This window comes from Photobacterium sp. AWH4_225 (genome assembly GCF_056158405.1).
In genome coordinates, this window is sequence record NZ_JBSWTF010000001.1 from 116,201 (window position 1) to 138,053 (window position 21,853).

Sequence of the window (21,853 nt, forward strand, 5' to 3'; positions counted from 1 at the left end):
ATTATACTTAGCCTTAATAATAAAGGAAATGCAGCTACTTGGTGGTGATTCAGGCAGCAATCAGTACCAATAACACCATGCCGATTGGGTTTCACGTGCACAACCGGTTGGTTGTGGCTATAATCGCCGGTTAATGTCATCCAGCCAGAGGGAGCCACTGATGCGTCCAAGCGGAAGAAGCAACAACCAAGTTCGTCCTATTACTATTACCCGCAATTTTACTGCCCATGCCGAAGGTTCGGTATTGGTAGAGTTTGGTGATACCAAGGTAATCTGTACTGCAAGTGTGGAAGAGAATGTACCACGCTGGCTGAAAGGCAAAGGACAAGGTTGGGTGACGGCAGAATACGGCATGCTGCCGCGTGCAACTCACTCGCGCAACCGCCGTGAAGCAGCCGGTGGCAAGCAGGGTGGCCGCACGATGGAAATCCAGCGTCTGATCGCCCGTAGCCTGCGTGCCGCGGTTGACCTGGAAGCGCTAGGTGAGCAGATGATCACTGTTGACTGTGATGTTATCCAAGCCGATGGCGGTACCCGCACTGCGTCTATTACTGGTGCGATGGTCGCTCTGGTCGATGCTATCAACTACATGCTGGAGAAAGGCATGCTTAAAGCCAGCCCACTGAAAGGCATGGTCGCGGCTGTGTCGGTCGGTATTTACAATGGTGAAGCCATTTGCGACCTGGAGTATGTTGAAGACTCGGCAGCGGAAACGGACATGAATGTGGTCATGACCGAAGAAGGCAAGATGATCGAGATCCAGGGTACGGCAGAAGGCGAAGCCTTTAGCCATGAAGAGTTGCTGGCGATGTTGGCTCTGGCGAAAGACGGCATTGCCGACATTGTTAGCGTTCAGAAGCAAGCGCTGGAAAGTTAGTTTTTTTGAAGCGGTTCCTATTGGAGCCGCTTTTTTTTGTCTGGATTGTGTGCTGCCTAGCAATGTCGTCCAGACTTTAGATTTAAATCGTGTAATCACAAGTTGCATCTATTAAGGAGAAACCATGAAAGCATATCAGCGTCAGTTCATCGAATTTGCCTTGGAGAAAGGGGTACTGAAGTTTGGTGAGTTCACACTGAAATCTGGCCGCAAGAGCCCGTACTTCTTCAACGCGGGTTTGTTCAACACAGGTCGTGATCTTGCACGCCTAGGCCGTTTTTACGCTGAGGCTTTAGTAGATGCCGGTATCGAGTACGATGTGTTGTTCGGCCCTGCGTACAAGGGGATCCCAATTGCGACGACAACAGCGGTGGCATTGGCAGATCACCATGATGTAGATACCCCATACTGTTTTAACCGTAAGGAAGCTAAAGCTCACGGTGAGGGCGGCAACTTGGTTGGTAGTGCGCTGGAAGGCCGTATTATGCTGGTTGATGACGTGATCACTGCCGGTACGGCGATTCGTGAGTCGATGGAAATCATCAAGGCTAACGGTGCTGACTTGGCTGGCGTGTTGGTTGCCATCGACCGCCAGGAGAAAGGCAAGGGTGAGCTGTCTGCTATCCAGGAAGTCGAGCGTGACTTCGGCTGTGCGGTGATTTCTATCGTGTCACTGGGTGATGTGGTTAATTATCTAGCAGAGCAGGACGGTATGGAGCAGCACCTGGAAGCGGTGAAAGCTTACCGTGCAGAATACGGGGTATAAGGTTCGAGAACCTAGATCCTAGTTCCTCGGAGGAGCAGGGCCTAGGAAAAACGGGAACGGGGCCCTTGGAAGAGCAAAAAACAAGAGCGAAGTGTTTTACGTTGTATAGCTATTAGAAAGCGCTTTTACAGCACCCAGAACCCAGAATCACAAAAAAGCGAGAGGCGTAAGCCTCTCGCTTTTTTATGTTCGCTATTTCTAGGATCCAGGAACTCGTTCCTCGAACCTGTTATTTACCCTAGCTCTGCACTTAGCAGGTGCCAGTAATCGTCGAAGTTGGCGGTTGGCTTGTACTTGAAGTTCGAGCGGACAAAGCGGTTCAGGCTGCCTTCTACCTGGCCCAGCAATTGGGCGGCAAGGATAGACTCGTCAACCGGGAAGCCCTTACCTTCGCGTAGCTTGCGCTCGCGCAGGATCTGGCGCAGTTGGGTTTCGATACGCTCGAACAGCTGGTTGATACGGGCCTGAAGGCGGTCTTGTTCAAACATCAGCGCGTGGCCGGTCATGATGCGGGTCAGGCCAGGATTGCGCTCGGCAAAGCCGAGGATCAGCTGCAGCACCATGCGCAGGCGTTGCAGGGTGTCCTTCTCGTCATCGAGGATGCGGTTGATCCGGGTGGTGATGGCGTCTTCGATAAACTCTATCAGCCCCTCGAACATTCTCGCCTTGCTTGGGAAGTGGCGGTAGAGGGCGGCTTCCGAGACACCAACCTGGGCGGCCAGCTTTGCGGTAGTAATACGTTGGCTGCCTTGGGCAGATTCCAGCATTTGCGCCAGCGCTTGCAAAATTTCTTCGCGGCGGTTGTTTTTCTTGTTGCCAGCCATGAATAACCGTTCCTTTTCAAAATAAGACTGTCAATGGACAGGATGAAACCCGCCTATCTTAGCGGCGTAAACCTGCCGTGAAAAGCACTGCCCGCCGATACTGATCTCTTTATCGACAAAAAAAGCCCAACCTGAAGTATTGGGCTTTATATTTGATCTTATTCGGTTAATTCATCAGCAGCTGCGGGGGAGAAAACCTATTTCCCGGCTTTGTATAGCGAGACGATTTCGCTGACCAGCTGTGCGCCCAGCTCGGCCTTGCTGGTCAAAGGCAGGGCTTTGTCGCCTTGCGGCCAGAACAGGTGCAGGGCGTTTTGGTCGCTGTTGAAGCCTTGTCCTTCGTTTGAGACATCATTAGCACAAATTAGGTCGAGATGCTTGCGAGCTAGTTTGCCGCGGGCGTATTGCTCGACATCCTGGGTCTCAGCGGCAAAACCAACGGTGAATGGGCGCTGGGCATCAAGCGCAGCGACACTGGCGATAATGTCTGGGTTTTTCACCAAGCGGATCACCATGTCATCTTCGCCGTCTTTCTTCTTCATCTTCTGATCGCTAATATCTGCCGGACGGAAGTCGGCGACAGCGGCACAGCCGATGAAAATATCACTGGCCGTGGCATGGTCCATCGCAGCCTGGTGCATCTGCTCGGCGCTGCTGATGTCGATGCGTTCAACACCTGCCGGGGTGGCTAGGTTAGTCGGGCCGCTGATCAATGTGACTGTTGCGCCGCGTTTGGCTGCCGCCTCGGCAATGGCGTAGCCCATCTTGCCGGAGCTGTGGTTAGTTAGGTAGCGCACCGGATCAATCGCCTCGCGGGTTGGTCCGGCAGTAATGGTCAGCTTGAGGCCGTCGAGATCAGTGGGCTTGAAGAAATCTTCTGCCATGTGCACTAGCTGCATTGGCTCGAGCATCCGGCCTGGGCCAACGTCGCCACAAGCCTGCTCGCCGCTGGCCGGGCCCCAGATATGGCAACCACGGCGGGCAAGGGTGGCAATATTTTCTTGGGTCGCCACATGGCGGTACATCTGCTGGTTCATTGCTGGCGCAACAGCAACCGGTGCGTCTGTCGCCAGGCAAAGGGTGGTCAGAAGATCATTGCCCATGCCTGAGGCCATACGGGCAATCAAGTCGGCGGTTGCCGGTGCCAAAAGCACCAAGTCAGCCCATTTGGCAAGCTCGATGTGGCCCATTGAGGCTTCTGCTGCTGGGTCGAGCAAGCTGTCGGATACAGGCCTACCGGATACCGCCTGCATCGTAAGCGGAGTAATGAATTCCTTGGCGGCCTTGGTCATAACGACTTGTACTTGTGCGCCACGCTCAATCAGACGGCGCGTTAGCTCTGCACATTTGTATGCTGCGATACCGCCGCTGATCCCAAGAAGAATTTTTTTTCCTGCCAAAGTTTGCATCTTATTGCCTGCTCTTGATATCCGGAATGTCAATGCGCCACACCTTACCACCAAAAATTGCTAGCCACCAAAAAAAGCCGGCTTCCTTGCTCGGGATCAAATTTGGTTTGGGGTTTTACCGGAAGCAGACAAGGACTTGGGTGCGAGACAGTTGGCATTTTGGTGTTGGATGTAACGGCTAGGTAGGGGCTTTTTTGTGCAAGTAGTAGGAGAACGAAAAGCCCATCTTGCCAAGTTGATTTTGTCCCGTCTAGTTTGGCTGCAGGAGGGAGATATGACACTCAAGTTATTACCGGCACAGTCTCGGCCGAGAGAAAAGTTGTTGGATCGTGGCCCCGGCGCGCTCTCGGATGCCGAGCTATTGGCTATTTTTCTGCGTACCGGCATAGCCGGGATGAATGCGATAGAGCTGGCGACAGAGCTTTTGCAACAGTTCGGTTCGTTGCGGGCGTTGCTGGCGGCGGACAGGACCACGTTTTGCCAGTATAAAGGGCTGGGTCCGGCCAAGTATGCCCAATTGCAGGCGGTGCTGGAGATGAATCAGCGCCACCTTGAGGAAACGCTTAAGAAGGAGGACGCTCTGACAAGCCCTGATCATACAAGGCGTTATCTCACTCATGTACTGCGCGATCGTCATCGTGAAGCGTTTTATATTTTGTTTCTCGATAACCAGCACAGGGTGCTCAGCGGCGAGGTACTTTTCGAGGGAACCATCGATGCTGCGAGCGTTTATCCACGGGAAGTTGTAAAAAGATCACTAGAACTTAATGCAGCCGCGCTCATTTTAGCGCATAATCACCCGTCAGGCGTGGCAGAGCCGAGTCAGGCAGATCGCCGAATTACCCGCCGAATTAGTGATGCACTGGCGTTGGTGGATATTCGGGTTCTGGATCACTTTGTTGTCGGTGACGGAGACATCACTTCTTTTGCAGAGCGAGGATGGCTATAAAATAGTCATTTTTTGCTTAAAAAGTTGAGAAAGGACTGCTCGGGACTTGAGCAACTGGTTTTGACTTAGTATAATGCGCGACCTTTGATAGCTGTGGTTGTATGTGAGAATTAATTTTCCGCATTGAAATAGCCACGGTAGATATCGAGCTGAAACGATTTGGAGAAGACAGTAATGTCCCGAGTATGCCAAGTAACTGGTAAGCGTCCTGTAACGGGTAACAACCGTTCACACGCACGTAATGCCACCAAGCGTCGTTTTCTGCCGAACCTGCAAACTCATCGTTTCTGGGTAGAAAGCGAAAAACGCTTCGTTAAACTACGCCTTTCTGCGAAAGGTATGCGTATCATTGATAAGAAAGGTATCGACGCCGTTCTTACTGATATGCGTGCTCGCGGCGAGAACGTTTAAGAGGATTTGAACAATGGCTAAAGGCATTCGTGAGAAGATCCGTCTAGTATCATCTGCTGGTACAGGCCACTTCTACACTACCGACAAAAACAAGCGTAACATGCCAGGCAAATTCGAGATCAAAAAATTTGATCCTGTAGTTCGCAAGCACGTTATGTACAAAGAAGCTAAAATCAAGTAATTGGTTATTCGCTTTTTTGATAAAAACCCAGTTTTCTAACTGGGTTTTTTTATATCTGAAATTCACCTCCCGACCCCTATTGCCACTTTTCCGTTCTTTTCCTGCTTCAATAACCCTGCATTATTTCGACCTTGGCGGTATAGTTTGTTAATCCATACTTTGCCGGACTTTCAAGGAGTGTTGCGATGAGGCTGTCTCGCCGTGGCTGGAACAATGTAATTATCATTGCTGTGATCTGCTTTATTGCCGTGGTCCAGTTACCGGAGTTGGTCAAACAGCGCTTTAGCGGTGAGGAAGAGGTCCAAGTCCAAGCACAAGCAGGGATGACCGCATTGTTGCCAGCTCAATCGGCTATCAAGCAACTGCATCTTCCACTCACCAGCCTCAATCTCGAAGATAACAGTTGGCGGGCCCAGCCAAGGGTGACATTGCCGGCTGATCAGCTTGTCGACCACTGGCAGTTCCTGGCTGGGACTGCTGTCAGTGATGAGATGGTCGGTAAGCTCAAGCCGACCTTGCCGCCACCGAGCAGCGTCGAAATATGGTTGGCGAATGAAGAAGAGCCAATCAGGGTAACCGTCTATCAGCAACCGCAGTTTTGGCTGATGAACAACTGGCAGGGGGAGTGGTTGGCAGTATCGGTAGAAGAAGCCTATTTATTCCCGCCAGTGTTATAGTGAACCAATAATTCGAACAATTATTGAGAAAGTCATGCCTGAATTACCTGAAGTTGAAGTCAGTCGGATGGGGATCGCTCCCCATGTCACCAATCAGACAGTTACCCAGATTATTGTCCGCAACTCCAAGCTGCGTTGGCCTGTACCGGAGGAGATCAGCCAGATCGAAGGGCAGGTGATCCGCCGGGTCACCCGACGGGCGAAGTACCTGATGCTCGAGACAGACGCTGGATATGCCATTGTGCACCTAGGGATGTCAGGTAGCCTGCGGGTGCTAACAGCGGGGATCCCTCCGGAAAAACACGACCATGTCGATTTATGCCTGTCGAGTGGTGAAGTATTGCGTTACAACGATCCCCGTCGCTTCGGTGCCTGGTTATGGCAGGCTGATGAGGGGGAGCATCCGGTATTGGCCAAGCTTGGCCCTGAGCCGCTTAGCGAGGCGTTCACGGCTGAATATCTGCAAGAAAAAGCCAAAGGTAAGCGCACTGCGGTAAAGCAGTTTATTATGGATAACCATGTGGTGGTCGGGGTCGGGAATATCTACGCCAATGAGTCCTTGTTTGCCGCGGGGATCCACCCCAAGCGGGAGGCTGGAAAAATCTCTGCCCAGCGTTTGGCGTTACTGGTTGACGAAATCAAGTCGGTTTTGGCTTTTGCCATCAAGCAGGGCGGCACGACCCTGAAAGACTTCAAAAATGCTGACGGCAAGCCGGGTTATTTTGCCCAGGAACTCCAGGTTTACGGCAAAGGCGGAGAGCCTTGCCCGCGCTGCGATAAGCCGCTCAGCGAAGTGAAAATTGGCCAACGGGCCACTGTGTATTGCAGTGATTGCCAGAAATAAGCTTGTTCAAAGTTGATTGTTTCAAGCTTACTGAACCTTGGTGTCAGATATATTGACCAGGCTTTTGCTTTGTGGCGCTACCGTCACTAGCTAACGGGTGCTATGATCCCGCTACGAAACGTTATACTAAGTATGGATAACGAGTACACTTTTTAAGGTCTAAGCAGATGAAGAAATATTTGGTTACCGGCGCTGCCGGCTTTATCGGAAGTGCCGTGGTAGAGCGGTTATGTGCCATGGGACATGAGGTGGTCGGGATTGATAACCTCAATGACTATTACGAGGTGTCTCTGAAAGAAGCTCGCTTGGCGCGAATTGCTCATCCAAATTTCACTTTTACTGCGTTGGATCTGGCTGACCGTGACGGTATCGCCAACTTGTTTGCTGAGCAAAAGTTTGATCGTGTAATTCATCTTGCCGCACAGGCCGGTGTGCGTTACTCGATTGATAATCCGCTGGCCTATGCTGATAGCAACCTGGTCGGTCACCTGACTATCCTTGAGGGCTGCCGCCACCATAACATCGAGCACTTGGTATATGCCTCTTCCAGCTCGGTTTATGGCCTAAATCAGAAGATGCCGTTCGATACTGCTGATAGCGTTGATCACCCGATCTCTCTATATGCTGCGACCAAGAAGTCGAATGAGCTGATGGCGCACACCTACTCGCATTTGTACGGTGTACCCACTACCGGCCTGCGTTTCTTTACCGTGTACGGCCCATGGGGGCGCCCTGATATGGCGCTGTTCAAGTTTACCAATGCGATCATTGAAGGGCGTGAAATCGATGTCTACAACAACGGTGATATGCGCCGTGACTTTACGTACATCGATGACATTGTTGAAGGGATCATCCGTATCCAGGATGTGATTCCTGCCAAGACGCCGGATTGGACCGTCGAAGCCGGTACTCCAGCCACCAGCTCGGCCCCTTACAATGTATACAACATTGGCCATGGTAGTCCGGTGAAGTTGATGGAGTTCATCGAGGCGCTGGAAGAAGCGCTGGGTATCGAAGCGAAGAAGAACTTCATGCCGATGCAGCCGGGCGATGTCTATGCCACTTACGCGGATACCAAAGATCTGTTTGAAGCGACGGGTTATCAGCCGGAAGTGAAGGTGAAAGAAGGCGTGAAAGCCTTTGTTGACTGGTACCGTGAGTATTACCAGCGCTGAAGCTAATTGCTCTTTGGGAAGTCAGAATGAAAGAAGGAGGCGAATGCCTCCTTCTTTGTCTTTGCGGGTCTTATTTTTTGCTGAGTTTTTCTAGCAGCGCATCGCAAATAACCGGATCGACAAACTGGCTGACATCGCCTTTGTGCAGGGCGACTTCCTTGACGATGGTGGAAGAGATAAAGGAATTCTCCTCGGCTGGGGTCAGGAAGACAGTCTCAAGCTCAGGCATCAGACGGCGGTTCATGTTGGCCAGCTGGAATTCATATTCGAAATCCGAGACCGCACGCAGGCCGCGTACCAGCACATTGGCCTGGTACTCTTTGGCAAAATCGACCAACAGTCCTGAGAAGCCGACAATATCGACGTTGGGTAAGTGCTGGGTGATTTGCTGCGCCAAATCAACACGCTCCTTGAGATCAAATAATGGTTTCTTGCTCGGGCTATAGGCAATGCCGACCACCACATGGTCAAACATGGCTGCCGCTCGCTCGATCAAGTCGAGATGGCCATTGGTGATCGGATCAAACGTGCCAGGGTAAATAACGCGGGTTGTCATATTAAATACCAGTCAGTAAATATCAAATTAGGAAATCAGTTGGTCCAGAATGGCCGTGACATCATCTAGCTGGATGTCTTGCATTAACGTGTCACCCTTGACCCGGGTGCCCCATGGCAGCTCTGCCACCGGCTTGCCGTGTTGCTGCTCGGCATGCTTTTCATAGACACTGGCGACATAGGCTAGGCTGTTGTAAGGGCCGGTACGCTTTGGATTACTATGGGCATACAGGCCAATAACCGGTGTGCCTTGGGTGGTGGCCAGATGGGCCGGGCCGGTATCGGGGGCAACAACGACGTCGGCTGCGCCAAGCAGGGCGGTCAGCTGTTTGAGGCTGGTCTTGCCGATCAGGTTCACCGGGGCATGCTGGCAATGTTGGCTGATAGCCTCGCCCAAAGCGACCTCGCGTGGTGCCGGCGAGCCACACAGGATGATCTGCATCCCTTTTTCTGTAGCATAGTCGGCAAGTTGGCTGTAGCGCTCGGTTAGCCAGTTGCGCTCGTCCTTACTTGCCGCTGGCGAAATGATCAGAGTGGGTTTGCCATTGATCTGCTGCTGGGCAAAGGTTTTGTCATCGCCGCTCAGTGGAATCTTCCAGCGCGGGGCATCGAAAGGAACGCCAAGATAGCGGGCGAAGTCGGCAAAGTTATCCAATACGTGGAAACTTTCAGTATTAGGCAGGTGGCGGTTAGTGAACAGCCACTGTCCTTCTTTGGTTCGGTTTTTGCTAAAACCGATACGGTATCTTGCTTTGATCCCAACAGACAGGGCACTGGCACGGAGGGCTGCCTGCATATGGAGTAGGGCATCGAATTTCTGGCCTTTAAGTGCTTGCCACACGGACTTCATCCCGGCCCATCCCGCTTTCTTGTCAAATACCACAACTTTGATCCCGGGTAGATCGCCGATCAGCTGGGCTTCGATTTTCCCGCTTACCCACGTGATTTCGGTAGACGGCCAGTGGGCCTGGATAGCCTGCACGACTGAAATGGCGTGGCAGACATCGCCGATGGCAGATAGCCTGAGAATACAAATTGAGCGTGGCGGGGCGGTAAATAACGCCATGACAAAGTCCTGTTAATCAATCAGAGATGAAATTATGCAGTTCAGGTAAGTGATTGTAAAATACTCTGTCCCTTAAGTTTGGAGATAAAGCGTGCAAGAAATAGCAAGCCGTAACCAGCGGATCTGGTTTGCCCCGGATTTGCTGGCGGAAGATCCGCAGCAGTGCTTCGACCCCGTCTTCTGGCAACAGCAGGATTTGGTGATTGGTTCGGCCCAAGGGCGGGGGACGACTTGGTTTGTCAAAGGAGCCCATATCGAGATGGCACTGCGCCACTACCGCCGGGGTGGACTGTTCGGCAAGCTGGTTGAAGATGCCTATTGGTTTACGGGATGGGACAAGACCCGCTCGGCTGAGGAATTTAGACTGCTGGATAAACTGGCCCGTGGCGGGGTGAGGGTGCCGCGTCCGGTTGCCGCACGTGCAGTTAAAATGGGTTTGACTTACCGGGCTGATATCTTGGTGGAAAAAATCTCTGGGGCAAAAGATTTAGTGGCCCTACTTGAACATAACGCCTTGCCGGAGCGAAACTGGCGCTCAATCGGGGCGATGGTCAGAAAGATGCACGACCTTCAAGTCTGCCATACCGATCTCAACAGTCACAACATCTTGCTGGATAGCCAGCAGCAGGTCTGGCTGATTGATTTTGACAAGTGCTACGAGAAAGAAGGCGAAGGCTGGAAGCAGGACAATTTGTCCCGCCTGCACCGCTCATTTGTCAAAGAGCAGGGCAAGCGGGGAATACAGTTTGAACCGCAATGCTGGCAGTGGCTGTTGAATGGCTATCAAGCTAGTTGATTTAACGCTTCTTTTTAACGTTGTCAGGCGCTCCGCTTGCTAGCTTTTGGCAAGTTGCTGGTCGATGACGGCCAGCGTTTTGGCAACAGCCCCTTGGTTATTCTTTACCACCTCGCAGCCCGCTTCACCCATGCGCTTACATTGCGCTGGGTCGGAAAGCAGAGTACTGAGTCGCTCGCCTATCTCACCAGCATCGCGACAGACATCCAGCGCCCCGGCAGCTTTTAGCTGTTGGGTAATGTTGGCAAAATTGTAATAGCTTGGTCCGGTCAAAATAGGTTTGGCAAGGGCGGCAGGCTCAAGCATGTTGTGCCCCCCGACTTTATCGCCAATCAGGCTGCCACACATGACGGTAATATCTGCCGCCCCCATCAGCAGCAACATCTCCCCCATGGTATCGGCTAAGTAGACATCAGTGTTGCTATCGACTGTTTGCTTTGTTGTGCGGCGTACGCAGCTCAGTTGCTGCGACTGGCACAACTCAGCCACACTGTCGAAGCGCTCCGGATGGCGCGGTACCAGTATTAGCAAGCACTCAGGATGCTGCTTTTTGACGGTCTTGAAAGCCTCGAGGATCTGCTCGTCCTCACCCTTGTGGGTACTGGCGGCAATCCATACCGGGCGAGTCTCGCCAAGTTGCTGTCGCAGTTGCTGGGACTGCGCTAAGAGTGTTGGCGCTATCTGAATATCGAATTTGACCGAGCCGGTGACGCTGAGGCGGTCCGCTGGTATCCCCAGTCGGGCAAAGCGATCGGCATCGTCTTGGTGCAGGCACAAGAGGTGGTTGAGATTGGCGGCGATGGTATTGAATACGGGCTGGAACTTGGCATATCGCTGGGCAGATCGCTCCGACAGGCGCGCATTCATCACAATGACCGGTACGCCGGCTCGGTGGACAGTAGCCAGGGTGTTGGGCCAGAGCTCGGTTTCCATGATCAGCATGGCCGAAGGCTTGATAGCTCTAAGGAAGCCCCGTACGCACCAGGCAAAGTCTATCGGCATGTAGCGGTGTTCGACCAACTCGCCCAGCTTGCTGATTTGCTCTGCTCCAGTGCTGGTGGTGGTAGTGATAATAATTGTCTGCTCGGGGTTGTTATTCTTGATAGCTTTGATCACCGGAATGGCGGCAATTGACTCTCCGACAGAAACGGCATGGATCCAAATAGGTTGCTGCTTGCTTGTCACTGTCAATGGAGGTGTTAAACCAAAATGTTCTTTCCAGCGCGGGCCGAATGCAGGCTTATTGGGCCGGCGGCGGTAGAGACCAAACAACAGCAAAGGAGAAGCCGTCGCCAGCAGCAAGGTGTAGAGTGCTCGGATAAACATACGATAGATTAGGGTCTTGGGTTATCAGCCTATTATAACGGGATATATGCTTGATTACAGGTTGGGATATTTCCCAATCTTGGGCATGATTGCGATAGAATACACGTTATTTTGTAATTTGATGCCGAGGGTGACGTCGTGAGCCAACAGAGCAAGCGCTATTTAATGTATATTGCCCAAAATTATGCCTATGCAATGTTGCGCCCGCTGCAAGAAGCCATTTTAAAGCAGGGGGACGAAGTATGCTGGTTCATCGAAGGGCACGAGGCCGATCCTAGCTATATAAAAGATAACGAAACGCTACTGACATCAGTCGATGAGGTAAAAGCCTGGCGACCAGATATCGTTTTTGTGCCAGGCAATGTGGTGCCAAGTTTCATTCCCGGGATCAAAGTTGGCGTCTTCCATGGCTTCAATTCCGGAAAAAGGGCCCGTAATGGCCATTTTCAGATCCGCGGCTGCTTTGACCTCTACTGTACACAAGGGCCTAACACCACCGAGCGGTTCGAGCAGTTGGCTGCCGAGCATGGTTACTTCCGTATAGCCCAAACGGGATGGCCTGCTTTGGATCCGCTATTTTCTGCCGCTGAGGATAACCCTTATCTAGCTCCTCAAGATAACAGGCCGACAGTACTCATGTGCTCGACGTTTTCCCGTAACTTGACTTGTGCGCCTATCCTTTACGATAAGATAAAGGCGTTGGCGGCAACAGGAAAATGGCGTTGGTTGATCCAATTCCACCCGAAAATGGATCCCGCTATTGTTGAGCTGTACAAGCAACTGCAGAGTGAGCATTTGCAGTTTGTAGAGACCGATAATGTGCTGCCTTTGCTGCAAGCGGCTGATGTCATGCTCTGTGACACTTCTTCGATATTGCTGATGTTCTTATTGCAGCGCAAACCCGTGGTAACGTTTCGTAATCAGATCCCGAGCGGTCATTTATTGAACGTGACGGAAGTTGAGCAGGTGGAATCTGCTTTGGAGCAGGCCTTGCAACGACCAAATGCCCTGATGGCAGAAATTGAACAATACTGTCAGGAATTACACCCTTATCAGGATGGTCAATCAAGTTTGCGTGTATTAGAAGCCGCAAATCAGATGTTAGCTGATGATAGGGCGGGGCTTAAACCCAAGCCACTTAACTTTCTGCGTCAATTTAAAATGCGGAAAAAATTGGGCTACTGGAAGTTATAGGGCTCATAGTTGATTAATCGTTTGGTAACGTTTTTGTGTGAGTGCATTCAGTATTGTATAGATATGGTAATTTGAGATGAGTCAGAAAATTAAAGTCCTCGCGGTGACACACCATGGAAGAAAAAACATCAACCCTATTCGCCCTGAAGCGTCTCAGATAATAGGTATGCACAAATCAGGACAGGTTGATGTCACTGTGATGTGTAATCCTGGGTCGACATTGATCCCATTTCTTGAAGCCGAAGGCGTCAAGGTGGTGACAGATCCTTTAGACAAGAAAGTAAGCATTGATACCATTAAGGCGATTCGCAAGTTTATCACTGAAAACGATATTCAAATTTTGCACCTTTATAATAATATCGCTTGCTCAAATGGATGCTTTGCTGCGATTGGCACAAAAGCAAAGGTCATTGCCTACCGTGGACAGACTGGCAATATTAGCCGAATTGATCCGACGAGTTATCTAACCATGCTAAACCCTCGCTTGGATAAAATCATTTGTGTTGCCAAGGCTATTGAGGTTGATCTGCAAAACTATATCTGGGGAGATAAGACAAAGGCTGTCACTGTCTATAAAGGCCATGATCAATCTTGGTACCAAAATCCGCCGGCCAATTTGGGATCGCTCAACCTGCCAGAAGACAGTTTCAAGTTATCTTTAGTGGCGAATTTAAGGCCGAGAAAAGGTCTGCATGTATTGATGGATGCCATGAAGTTACTACCAGATGACATCAATATTGACGTATTGCTTGTTGGGGCAGATCCTCAGTCTGAGAAAATTCAGCAGATGATAGCTCGCAGCGGGAAGCCTACAAGGGTTCATGCTCTGGGCTATCGTGAAGATGCACCTGAAGTCGCAGCAGCATCCGACTTAACGATTCTTCCAACCACCAAACGAGAAGGGCTTTGCCGCGCTGTGTTGGAAGCTAACTCTTACGGTGTACCTTCTATCGTGTCTGATACCGGCGGTAATGCGGAGCTGGTGGCTGATGGCGAAACTGGCATTGTGGTACCACCAAGCGATGAAAAAGCCTTGGCCGACGCGATACTTAAGCTCTATAACGACCGTCAGTTGTGCAAACAGTATGGCGTAGCTGCTAAGCAGCGTGTTATTGACAAATTTAATGTCGAGCAGGGTGTTGAGGCGACGCTGAAATGCTATAGAGAGTTACTTAGCTAGAGTAGATGATAATTCAATAAGAAGGGAGCATTCGCTCCCTTCTTATTGTTAATTCTTGAGCATTCTAATGCGTTTTTTGAGGCTTTTAGAAAGCTTATTGGTCACTTTATTTAAAACCTGATCTGTATTTTTCATCATATATAAAAACTTATGCTTTTTGATGATCAATTTACGCCTCTTGGTATTTTTTCTTGTTGGATTTCTATCCAGATAGCTATAGTAGCGCACAAGAGTCCGTTTGCTTTTTTGTTGTTGATAAAACTCTTTCCGATTTATTGTATTGTTGTAAAAAGCTAGGAAAAAAGTTTTCAAGTAACCTATTTTTGCAATTGACTCAATAACTTGGTGACCAACGCCATGAAAGTGAAGGTATTGAGTTCCTAAAGGGTACCGTGAAGCAATCTCTTTATCTTGGGCATCAAAAGAATCATAAACAATGGTGAACTGGCCACAGTCAATATCACGGAAATGCTGCGTAAAATCAGAATCTGGTGGGAGCAATGGTGAAAAGATTAAAGCCCGGTCTAGATTGAGGGTAGATGAGAAGCAAGAGACGCCATATGCGCCCATACTTGCACCATATCCTAATCTTTCTGGAAATTTTTGTAGTTGAGGAGCAACACCGTTAAGGTATTCCTCTAACTCCGAGCATAAAAACCAGTGGTTATCATCGATAGTGTTGACTGCTAAAACATTAATGCCCTGTTTGACCAAAAAGTTATAGCACCAGGCATGTTCGCCAGCATTGACCTGCTCTCTGCTGAGCAGCATTCCTGCAGGGTTAAAGCACACCACTACAGGTTTGCCGAAGTCAAAGAAAGCGTATTCTACCAATGACTGGTTAAGAATCACTCTTCCTGAATCTAGCTGTTTTCTTGTCCCTGTCACTCAGACACCACTTTTTTAATTGGCATTTTTCTTGTATCTGGGTTTTAGGCTTATAGCCTGTCGCAGAAGCCGTTGAGACCACTTTTTGCTGCTATTGCCAAAATTATGCGGCCCTTGAGGACCTAAATAATGGTAGAGGACTTTATCGATATAGTGCGCTCTCTCACCAGCCATCTCTAACAGTGGCGAAGTGATATATTTATCGCTACATCGTCTCACGTATTTGCTATCATCCGTGACTAAATCTTCATATTTGATTTTTTTGCACTTAAGCCAAGTTCTGATTCTTCCTGTATACAAATAGAAGTTAAGCGTACTTTTTACTTCTTCCCTTGATAGTGTTAGGGAGGCGGGATTTACCTGTTTCCACAACGAATACTTGAAAGTTTTCAGATGGTTTGCTCGCCACTTTACATATCGAAAAATGTTTAACTTTTGAACGATACTTGGGTATGCAGAGCATTTCGCCCCTTGTTTGCCATTTACTGAGTAGGAACCAAATGTCATCAAACATTGTTCATTAGAGTAAGTATTTTTTAAGTATTCAAGCGAAGTCGAGTCAGCAAGCGCATCATCGCCATCAATTAGCACAATCACATCATCGTCTGCTGGCTGAGCGAGTTTGATTGTCTCAGCAATATTGCCCATTGAATACAGCTTTTGTTGATGGCGTATTAAGTGAAAACGGTCATCACCTTGAATGTTTTCTTCTATGACATCACAGCTGTTGTCGGTAGATTGATCATCACCAAAATACACCTCGAAGTTTGCGTAAGTCTGCGCTTTTAATATGTCTATATTCTTTTTAAGGTGCTCTGACATATTATAGACAGCACTAATTACTATAAACTTCATAGTTACTTACACTCTTTCCTAGTTGTTGTCACGTCCATGGTGTCATGTTTTCTAAGTAGCATGTACATGCAGAATAGATAAAAAACGAAAGGATGAGATCTTTCAAGCGGCACATCGGTCAAGCTGACCGTTAGATAAACACTGATCAATACCCAGATTAATGTTTTGTTGTTTGCCCCCTTCGATGAGTAAAGAGGGTATATGACAAAAAGTAATATAGCAAAAAGGCCGAAGACACCATAACTAGCCAGATCATCCATCCACTGGTTATGTAAATGCGAATATCTAGCGGCTTCATGTGAGATAAAGTTTTCATTAGCCATTTGTTCTTTCACTTCTTGCTGACCAGTATTGCCAACACCTAGTAACCAGTGAGATTTGATGATCTCGACACCGGCTTTCCACATTTGCAGTCTTAAACCAATAGAGGTTTCCATGTTATCAGACTGAATTTGTTGCACTTCATATAAAGTGGCATCAATCCTTTTCGCTATTGGTTGCTTTAACATTACAGTGACAGACAACAGGACAAGAATGGAGCCCAAGACGACTTTATAATTTAGTACTTTTAATTTAACAGTACGGGCAAGGAGTACAAGAGATCCTGCCCCAAATGCTAACCATGGGCCCCGAGAGGCAGATAGAATTAGCGGAAAGAGTACGATAATTGCAAAGAATAGAGCAATAGACTGATGCTTTCTTGTTCGCTCAGTCATTGCGAAGTATAAATTTGCATTGACCAAGAAGGCACTGATAATACCAATGCGTATAGGGTTGATTGACCAATCATTTCTGTTGAATAAATGCCCATCAAAGTAATGGATAAGCACAAATACAAAGAGACTGCCTGATAAGATCCAGACTAAGTTTCGGAAGCTAATATGCTTCAGGTAACTTGGAGGAAGAATAGAGAGGTATAGAAAACTGATACCAAGAATCCTAAAGCGGCTGGAAGATACGCCATAGGTACAAAAAGCGACTATCGCAAAAAGTAAGTTAAGCAATAGTAGCCACAGGAGCTTGTTTTGCTTGAAGTTGGTTATGATGTCTTTGTACCCAAGAAAGTAAACACGGGCAATGACAACTAACGGCACGAGAACATTCAAAATTTTGTCGCCATTTGCAAAAGCAAAGACGCCACTGAAAACCCAAATCAGCGGAAACAGTATAATTGAATGTATAATCAGGCCTTTATCAAATTTCATCGTTTTTTGCATTGTTCCAACACTAACTACGGTATGGATTGGCCCCGCCATTCGGCCGGGTCTTCAATAAACGTAAAATCCACATGTACTGCTCAGGGCGTTCGGTGACGTACTGCTCGATACACTGGTTCATCAAACGGGCATCTTGCTCCTCGGTTTCCAGCGGGAACGGAGAGAGCGGTGGATAGATATCTATCTCGTATTTGCCGGTTTCGCTGTTGTAAATCGAGTACAACGGCACAATTTTGGCGCGGCTCAGTTTTGCCAGGCGGCCCAACCCAGCAATAGTCGCCTTGGTAGTGGCAAAGAAATCGACGAACACACTGTGTTCGGCCCCCAAATCTTCATCCGGCAAATAGTAGCCCAGATAGCCCTCGCGGATAGACTTGATAAAGGGCTTGATCCCACCACTGCGCTCATAAACGCGGCCGCCGTATTGTACACGCTGTTTATGCATTAACCAGTCTGACACGATATTTTTCTGTTTTTTCGCCATCGCCGAAACCGGCAATCCGCGAGATGCAAGCAAAACTGCAGGAATATCAATAGCCCAGGTGTGCGGTACCAGTAAGATGGCACTGTCGCCATTTTCTTTCAGTGCTGTCAGGTGTTCTTCACCCCGGACAATGGTATTGTCTTCCAACCATTGTCGATTGCGTACGCTTAGGGCAGCAAAGCCCATCAGAAAACTGCCTGCCGTAATGTAGCTCTCAAGCAACATCGCCTCGCGCTCTTCCTCTGTTTTGTCGGGGAAGCACATCTGGAGGTTAACCCTGGCACGACGGTTGGCCTTGCTGTTGAACTTTACCGCCCGTTTAGCAAACAGGCTTGCCATAGCACGGCGGGGGCGGTGCGGCAGCAAACACAGCAGAGCAGCAAAGGCGACAGCCAGCCAGGTTCCCCAATATTTCGGGTGCAGAAAGGCCTTGCTGAATTCCGGGTTGTAAGCTTGTTTATCGTAATGGTCTTTCATCTATTATTTTGTCTGGTTGATACTTGCCATGTATTCGGCCACACCATCGGCGACAGACTTGAATGAGTCTGTATAACCTGCGGCTCGTAATTGGGTTAGATCGGCTTCGGTAAAGGCTTGGTAGCGGCCTTTAAGATGTTCTGGGAATGGGATCTCTTCGATTTCGCCTTTGCCGTGGTGTTTGATCACCGCCTTGGCGACTTCACTGAACGGCTCGGCTTTGCCGGTACCGCAATTAAAGATCCCGGAGACGCTATTCTGCCAGAACCATAGGTTGACCTTGCACACATCCCCGACAAACACGAAGTCACGCTTAAGGTTATCCGAGCCTTCGAATAGCTTCGGGTTGTCGCCCTGATTGATCTGGTTGTTGAGATGGAAGGCCACCGAGGCCATGCTGCCTTTGTGCTGCTCACGCGGGCCGTAGACATTGAAGTAACGGAAGCCGGTGATTTGCGATAGGGTCTCGCCGTGCTCTTCGGCATCCTGCCATAGGCGGCGAACATAGTTGTCGAACAGCTGCTTGGAATAGCCGTAGACATTGAGGGCACCTTCGTACTCACGGGCTTCGATAAAGTCGTGGTCACGGCCACCGTAGGTTGCGGCAGAAGAGGCATACAGGAATGGGATGTGGCGTTCGAGGCAGTAATGCAGCAGCTCTTTAGAGTACTCGTAGTTATTGAGCATCATGTACTTGCCGTCCCACTCGGTGGTGGATGAGCAGGCCCCCTGATGGAAGACGGCGTCAATCGGCCCGAACTCATCCCCTGCCATGATCTGGGTAATGAAGTCTTCCTTGTCCATGTAATCGGCAATATCCAAGTCGACGAGGTTGGCAAACTTGGTGCCGTCTTTGAGGTTGTCGACCACTAAAATATCGTTGCGGCCCTGCTCGTTGAGTGCTTTTACGAGGTTGCTGCCGATCATCCCGGCACCACCAGTTACTATAATCATGGCTCTTCCAGTCTGTTGGGTGGATAACAAGGGTTAGACCCGCTGTTATAGAATAGGTTTATGATAGTATTAGCAGATTGCCAAATTATCTGGGCAGAGAAGTGAGAAGCAAATGAAAACCCGTGACAAAATTATCCTAGCTGCACTGGAGCTTTTCAACGAAAGCGGTGAGCCGAACATTACCACTAACCATATTGCTGCCCATTTAGGGATTAGCCCCGGTAATCTGTACTACCATTTCCGCAATAAGGAAGAGATTATACACAGTATTTTTGATCAATACGCGCATGATCTCAGTATTCACTTCCAACCCCTTGAACATGCTCAAATAACTGCCGACAACTTGCTGGTATATCTTGATTCTGTGTTCATGCTGATGTGGCGCTACCGATTCTTCTACGCCAACTTGCCGGATATCCTGCAGCGCGATCCTGAACTGCAGCAGAAGTACCTTGCGGCTCAGGAAGGCTTGCACAAGGACATTATGGCGATGATGGCCAGCTTCCGCACCGGAGGCCTGCTGGATATCGAGGAAGACGAGCTGGAGAATCTGGCCACGACCCTCAAGCTGGTTGCCTCGAGCTGGATTTTCTACCAGACCACCCAGGCGCCGGGGGCCAAGATCACCAAAGCGGTGCTCTACCAGGGCGTGCTGCATATTCTGGGTATTGTCAGACCGCTAACAACGGCCGAAGGCAAAGCACAAGTGCTACAGCTCAAGGCGCACTACCGCGAGCAGATCGAAAAAGATATCTAACTGACTAAATAGCCCTGGTTAAGAGGGCGGAGCAAGCTCGGAGAGCCTTACCAACTGAATACCTTGCTCTTCTAGAGTCGGAATTGCTCGGCTGATTGCATCTAGGGTGATCGGGTAAGGGTGGCCGATAGCTATGGCATAGCCGTTTTTCTTGGCTTGGTAAATTGCCCTTGAGAGCTGCTGGTTGACGAATTTCTCGGTGCTGAGGTGATCGAGAAAGACATGGCGACGCAGGGCTGCAACGTTTTGATGTTTAGCCCGCTCAAGGGCAACGGATTTGGCGGTAGTGCGGCTATCGAGGAAAAACAGTCCTTGTTCGGAGAGGACTTCCATCACCCAGTCCATCGCCTGTGAGTTTTGAGTCAGGGCACTGCCCATGTGATTGTTGACGGCAATAGCGTCAGGTACCCGTTGTAATCCCCAGCGTAGCACATGTTGCATCGTCTGTTGGTCCATATCCCGGGTCAGGGTCGCCATTTCCAGCGGTGCGCGGTGCAGGGGCTCCATCGGCATATGGAGCAGGACATCTCGGTGTTGCTGATGGGCCAGCTTACTGGTGGCTCGGTCATAGGGAGTGTCAGGCAGGATAGAGATGCTTATCTGTGGCGGAAGGGCCGAGAGGGCTGCAGGCATACGTTGGTAGCCCAGATCGTCGATGACAATCGCCAATTTGGCCGCAAGGGCCAGGCTTGGGGCCGCAAGGCTTGCAATGAAGGTGAGGTTATAAACCCATTTCTTTAATCTACGACTTTTTGCCAAAGCGATCCCTTGCTAATCCGTTGCAATGAAAGCGTATTGCTTAAGTGTATGGTAAAAATATATTGATTTGTTATCTAGTTAGCCAAGCGCGCGGATTGGTCGGCGAGCCTTTGCGTCGGATCTCAAAATACAGGGACGATTGCTCCTGACCGCCACTGTCACCGATCAGAGCGATACTTTCATTGGCTTGTACCGTATCGCCAACCTTCTTCAGCAAGGTTTGGTTATAGCCGTAGAAGCTCATGTCGCCCTTGCCGTGATCGACAGCAAGTACCAAGCCATAGCCACGTAACCAGTCGGCAAATACCACTTTCCCCGGATAAATCGCTTTGACCGGGCTACCGGCAGACTGGGCAATAACCATACCCTTCCAGTGCAGCTCGCCTTGCTGGCTGGTGCCATAGCTATGCAGGATCTTGCCTTTGACCGGCCATGGCAGCTTGCCTTTTTGTTTTGCCAGGCCATCCATCGGTACCCGGCGGGCCGCTTCTGCTGCAGCACGGGCTTTTTCTATTTCTTTGACTAGGCGCTGTTCGTTTTCTTTCAGTTCGGCTAGGTATTGGTTGTCGGTGGTCAGCTGGTTACGCAAACCCTTTACGGTTTTCTGCCGTTGGCTACGCTCTGATTCCAGCTTGCGCTTTTGCTCATTGAGCTTGGTCAGCAAAGCCTGCTGCTCTTTTTGTTGCTCACCCAACTGGTGTTGTTTGAGCTGTAATTCGGTGGTGGTGGCCGCCAGCTCGTCAAGCGCATGGCTGCGGGCTTGGCTAAGGCGCTCGGCATAAACGGTAAAGCGGTCGAGCTGGCTGCTGTCTTCACCGCTGAGCATAAGGGCCAACTGGCTCTGCTTGCCTTGCTTGTAGTGGGCATTAAGCAGCTCTTTGAGCAGCTCCTGCTGGCCGAGCTGTTGCTGGCGCAGTTGTTCGAGTTGTTGTCTCAGCGAGCGGATAGACGTTTCTAGTTCGCCGGAGCGCTGCTCGGCTTGGTGGATAGCTTTGGCGGTTTCGGCAATACCGACTTCCTGCTGGCGCAGGCTTTTCTGCAATTGGTCGACCTTCTTGCGGTTGCTGGCGACCTGACTTTGCTGGCGTGATATTTCCTGCTTGACCCCTTTGAGCTGGCCTTCATCGGCCAAGGCGCTAGTGCCAAATAGCAGGCATAGAAAAGCGCCAGTGCAAAATGCACTGGCGCGAAGACTATGGTGTAGGTGTTTGATAACTTCCCGCATAGGGGAG

The 21,853-nt window shown here is 49.9% G+C and carries 24 protein-coding genes; 12 read left to right on the forward strand and 12 right to left on the reverse strand.

Features of this window, described 5'->3' with window-relative positions:
- Positions 1-160 precede the first annotated feature (160 nt).
- Together rph and pyrE are read left to right on the forward strand one after the other, a co-directional pair.
- The gene (gene rph, locus ACXAD4_RS00580) at positions 161-877 is read left to right on the forward strand and encodes a ribonuclease PH (RefSeq protein WP_107298957.1); all 717 of its coding nucleotides are present in this window, start codon (positions 161-163) and stop codon (positions 875-877) included.
- Between the two features lie 124 nt (positions 878-1,001).
- Positions 1,002-1,643, forward strand: coding sequence for an orotate phosphoribosyltransferase (pyrE, locus tag ACXAD4_RS00585; RefSeq protein ID WP_475237874.1), 642 nt, complete (start codon positions 1,002-1,004; stop codon positions 1,641-1,643).
- 233 nt (positions 1,644-1,876) lie between these two features.
- Here the strand turns inward: pyrE and slmA are convergent, their stop codons facing one another.
- Complete coding sequence (gene slmA / locus ACXAD4_RS00590; protein WP_044622315.1) at positions 1,877-2,467, reverse strand: nucleoid occlusion factor SlmA; 591 nt, start codon at positions 2,465-2,467, stop codon at positions 1,877-1,879.
- A gap of 197 nt (positions 2,468-2,664) precedes the next feature.
- Positions 2,665-3,876, reverse strand: coding sequence for a bifunctional phosphopantothenoylcysteine decarboxylase/phosphopantothenate--cysteine ligase CoaBC (coaBC, locus tag ACXAD4_RS00595; protein ID WP_475237875.1), 1,212 nt, complete (start codon positions 3,874-3,876; stop codon positions 2,665-2,667).
- 274 nt (positions 3,877-4,150) lie between these two features.
- On the opposite strand from coaBC, the gene radC reads away from it, so the two are divergent.
- The 6 genes from radC to ACXAD4_RS00625 all read left to right on the forward strand — a co-directional run bounded on the left by radC (position 4,151) and on the right by ACXAD4_RS00625 (position 8,113).
- Complete coding sequence (gene radC, locus ACXAD4_RS00600) at positions 4,151-4,825, forward strand: RadC family protein (RefSeq protein ID WP_475237876.1); 675 nt, start codon at positions 4,151-4,153, stop codon at positions 4,823-4,825.
- A gap of 174 nt (positions 4,826-4,999) precedes the next feature.
- Positions 5,000-5,236, forward strand: coding sequence for a 50S ribosomal protein L28 (gene rpmB / locus ACXAD4_RS00605; RefSeq protein WP_036818767.1), 237 nt, complete (start codon positions 5,000-5,002; stop codon positions 5,234-5,236).
- 13 nt (positions 5,237-5,249) lie between these two features.
- Entirely contained in the window at positions 5,250-5,417 is a 168-nt protein-coding gene (gene rpmG, locus ACXAD4_RS00610) for a 50S ribosomal protein L33 (RefSeq protein WP_004405486.1), read from the forward strand.
- A gap of 185 nt (positions 5,418-5,602) precedes the next feature.
- Positions 5,603-6,094 (forward strand): hypothetical protein, encoded by a 492-nt coding sequence (locus ACXAD4_RS00615; protein WP_475237879.1) that lies wholly within the window; start codon positions 5,603-5,605, stop codon positions 6,092-6,094.
- A gap of 34 nt (positions 6,095-6,128) precedes the next feature.
- Positions 6,129-6,938: a bifunctional DNA-formamidopyrimidine glycosylase/DNA-(apurinic or apyrimidinic site) lyase gene (mutM, locus tag ACXAD4_RS00620; RefSeq protein WP_475237881.1), complete on the forward strand. Its 810-nt coding sequence runs from the start codon at positions 6,129-6,131 to the stop codon at positions 6,936-6,938.
- 167 nt (positions 6,939-7,105) lie between these two features.
- Complete coding sequence (locus tag ACXAD4_RS00625; RefSeq protein WP_475237883.1) at positions 7,106-8,113, forward strand: NAD-dependent epimerase; 1,008 nt, start codon at positions 7,106-7,108, stop codon at positions 8,111-8,113.
- 70 nt (positions 8,114-8,183) lie between these two features.
- Here ACXAD4_RS00625 and coaD read toward each other — a convergent pair whose 3' ends face one another.
- Complete coding sequence (gene coaD, locus ACXAD4_RS00630) at positions 8,184-8,669, reverse strand: pantetheine-phosphate adenylyltransferase (protein WP_187460539.1); 486 nt, start codon at positions 8,667-8,669, stop codon at positions 8,184-8,186.
- A 27-nt stretch (positions 8,670-8,696) separates the two neighbouring features.
- A complete protein-coding gene (locus tag ACXAD4_RS00635) occupies positions 8,697-9,734 on the reverse strand; it encodes a glycosyltransferase family 9 protein (RefSeq protein WP_475237885.1) in 1,038 nt (345 codons plus the stop codon).
- 91 nt (positions 9,735-9,825) lie between these two features.
- Between ACXAD4_RS00635 and ACXAD4_RS00640 the strand changes: the two genes are divergently transcribed.
- Positions 9,826-10,530 (forward strand): 3-deoxy-D-manno-octulosonic acid kinase, encoded by a 705-nt coding sequence (locus ACXAD4_RS00640; protein ID WP_475237888.1) that lies wholly within the window; start codon positions 9,826-9,828, stop codon positions 10,528-10,530.
- A 39-nt stretch (positions 10,531-10,569) separates the two neighbouring features.
- On the opposite strand, the gene waaA is transcribed toward ACXAD4_RS00640, so the two are convergent.
- Complete coding sequence (gene waaA, locus ACXAD4_RS00645; protein WP_475237890.1) at positions 10,570-11,856, reverse strand: lipid IV(A) 3-deoxy-D-manno-octulosonic acid transferase; 1,287 nt, start codon at positions 11,854-11,856, stop codon at positions 10,570-10,572.
- Between the two features lie 138 nt (positions 11,857-11,994).
- On the opposite strand from waaA, the gene ACXAD4_RS00650 reads away from it, so the two are divergent.
- Positions 11,995-13,050 carry a CDP-glycerol glycerophosphotransferase family protein gene (locus ACXAD4_RS00650; protein WP_475237891.1) on the forward strand — a complete coding sequence of 352 codons (1,056 nt, stop codon included), beginning with the start codon at positions 11,995-11,997 and terminating at the stop codon, positions 13,048-13,050.
- A gap of 76 nt (positions 13,051-13,126) precedes the next feature.
- Positions 13,127-14,230: a glycosyltransferase gene (locus tag ACXAD4_RS00655; protein ID WP_475237894.1), complete on the forward strand. Its 1,104-nt coding sequence runs from the start codon at positions 13,127-13,129 to the stop codon at positions 14,228-14,230.
- Positions 14,231-14,278: 48 nt separating this feature from the next.
- Here the strand turns inward: ACXAD4_RS00655 and ACXAD4_RS00660 are convergent, their stop codons facing one another.
- The 5 genes from ACXAD4_RS00660 to rfaD are packed head-to-tail and all read right to left on the reverse strand — an operon-like array spanning position 14,279 to position 19,105.
- Entirely contained in the window at positions 14,279-15,118 is an 840-nt protein-coding gene (locus ACXAD4_RS00660; RefSeq protein WP_475237895.1) for a hypothetical protein, read from the reverse strand.
- A gap of 15 nt (positions 15,119-15,133) precedes the next feature.
- Positions 15,134-15,973, reverse strand: a complete 840-nt coding sequence (locus tag ACXAD4_RS00665; protein ID WP_475237896.1) for a glycosyltransferase family 2 protein — start codon at positions 15,971-15,973, stop codon at positions 15,134-15,136.
- 2 nt (positions 15,974-15,975) lie between these two features.
- Positions 15,976-17,229: an O-antigen ligase family protein gene (locus ACXAD4_RS00670; RefSeq protein WP_475237899.1), complete on the reverse strand. Its 1,254-nt coding sequence runs from the start codon at positions 17,227-17,229 to the stop codon at positions 15,976-15,978.
- Positions 17,201-18,151: a lauroyl-Kdo(2)-lipid IV(A) myristoyltransferase gene (lpxM, locus tag ACXAD4_RS00675; protein ID WP_475237900.1), complete on the reverse strand. Its 951-nt coding sequence runs from the start codon at positions 18,149-18,151 to the stop codon at positions 17,201-17,203. Before lpxM ends, ACXAD4_RS00670 begins: the two co-directional genes overlap by 29 nt.
- A gap of 3 nt (positions 18,152-18,154) precedes the next feature.
- Positions 18,155-19,105, reverse strand: a complete 951-nt coding sequence (rfaD, locus tag ACXAD4_RS00680) for an ADP-glyceromanno-heptose 6-epimerase (protein ID WP_475237902.1) — start codon at positions 19,103-19,105, stop codon at positions 18,155-18,157.
- A 112-nt stretch (positions 19,106-19,217) separates the two neighbouring features.
- Here rfaD and ACXAD4_RS00685 point away from each other — a divergent pair, with 112 nt between their 5' ends.
- A complete protein-coding gene (locus tag ACXAD4_RS00685) occupies positions 19,218-19,862 on the forward strand; it encodes a TetR/AcrR family transcriptional regulator (protein WP_475237904.1) in 645 nt (214 codons plus the stop codon).
- Positions 19,863-19,880: 18 nt separating this feature from the next.
- Here the strand turns inward: ACXAD4_RS00685 and ACXAD4_RS00690 are convergent, their stop codons facing one another.
- Both ACXAD4_RS00690 and ACXAD4_RS00695 read right to left on the reverse strand, forming a co-directional pair.
- The gene (locus tag ACXAD4_RS00690; protein ID WP_475237907.1) at positions 19,881-20,621 is read right to left on the reverse strand and encodes a divergent polysaccharide deacetylase family protein; all 741 of its coding nucleotides are present in this window, start codon (positions 20,619-20,621) and stop codon (positions 19,881-19,883) included.
- 70 nt (positions 20,622-20,691) lie between these two features.
- Positions 20,692-21,846, reverse strand: a complete 1,155-nt coding sequence (locus ACXAD4_RS00695; protein ID WP_475237909.1) for a peptidoglycan DD-metalloendopeptidase family protein — start codon at positions 21,844-21,846, stop codon at positions 20,692-20,694.
- Between the last annotated feature and the right edge of the window lie 7 nt (positions 21,847-21,853).

Coding starts and splice junctions, on each gene's coding strand:
- ACXAD4_RS00625 (WP_475237883.1), top strand. CDS start 7,106: ATGAAGAAATATTTGGTTACCGGCGCTGCCGGCTTTATCGGAAGTGCC.
- radC (WP_475237876.1), top strand. CDS start 4,151: ATGACACTCAAGTTATTACCGGCACAGTCTCGGCCGAGAGAAAAGTTG.
- lpxM (WP_475237900.1), bottom strand. CDS start 18,151: ATGAAAGACCATTACGATAAACAAGCTTACAACCCGGAATTCAGCAAG.
- ACXAD4_RS00685 (WP_475237904.1), top strand. CDS start 19,218: ATGAAAACCCGTGACAAAATTATCCTAGCTGCACTGGAGCTTTTCAAC.
- coaD (WP_187460539.1), bottom strand. CDS start 8,669: ATGACAACCCGCGTTATTTACCCTGGCACGTTTGATCCGATCACCAAT.
- rpmB (WP_036818767.1), top strand. CDS start 5,000: ATGTCCCGAGTATGCCAAGTAACTGGTAAGCGTCCTGTAACGGGTAAC.
- coaBC (WP_475237875.1), bottom strand. CDS start 3,876: ATGCAAACTTTGGCAGGAAAAAAAATTCTTCTTGGGATCAGCGGCGGT.
- rfaD (WP_475237902.1), bottom strand. CDS start 19,105: ATGATTATAGTAACTGGTGGTGCCGGGATGATCGGCAGCAACCTCGTA.
- slmA (WP_044622315.1), bottom strand. CDS start 2,467: ATGGCTGGCAACAAGAAAAACAACCGCCGCGAAGAAATTTTGCAAGCG.
- ACXAD4_RS00670 (WP_475237899.1), bottom strand. CDS start 17,229: ATGGCGGGGCCAATCCATACCGTAGTTAGTGTTGGAACAATGCAAAAA.
- rph (WP_107298957.1), top strand. CDS start 161: ATGCGTCCAAGCGGAAGAAGCAACAACCAAGTTCGTCCTATTACTATT.
- ACXAD4_RS00695 (WP_475237909.1), bottom strand. CDS start 21,846: ATGCGGGAAGTTATCAAACACCTACACCATAGTCTTCGCGCCAGTGCA.
- ACXAD4_RS00615 (WP_475237879.1), top strand. CDS start 5,603: ATGAGGCTGTCTCGCCGTGGCTGGAACAATGTAATTATCATTGCTGTG.
- ACXAD4_RS00655 (WP_475237894.1), top strand. CDS start 13,127: ATGAGTCAGAAAATTAAAGTCCTCGCGGTGACACACCATGGAAGAAAA.
- ACXAD4_RS00665 (WP_475237896.1), bottom strand. CDS start 15,973: ATGAAGTTTATAGTAATTAGTGCTGTCTATAATATGTCAGAGCACCTT.
- mutM (WP_475237881.1), top strand. CDS start 6,129: ATGCCTGAATTACCTGAAGTTGAAGTCAGTCGGATGGGGATCGCTCCC.
- rpmG (WP_004405486.1), top strand. CDS start 5,250: ATGGCTAAAGGCATTCGTGAGAAGATCCGTCTAGTATCATCTGCTGGT.
- waaA (WP_475237890.1), bottom strand. CDS start 11,856: ATGTTTATCCGAGCACTCTACACCTTGCTGCTGGCGACGGCTTCTCCT.
- ACXAD4_RS00635 (WP_475237885.1), bottom strand. CDS start 9,734: ATGGCGTTATTTACCGCCCCGCCACGCTCAATTTGTATTCTCAGGCTA.
- pyrE (WP_475237874.1), top strand. CDS start 1,002: ATGAAAGCATATCAGCGTCAGTTCATCGAATTTGCCTTGGAGAAAGGG.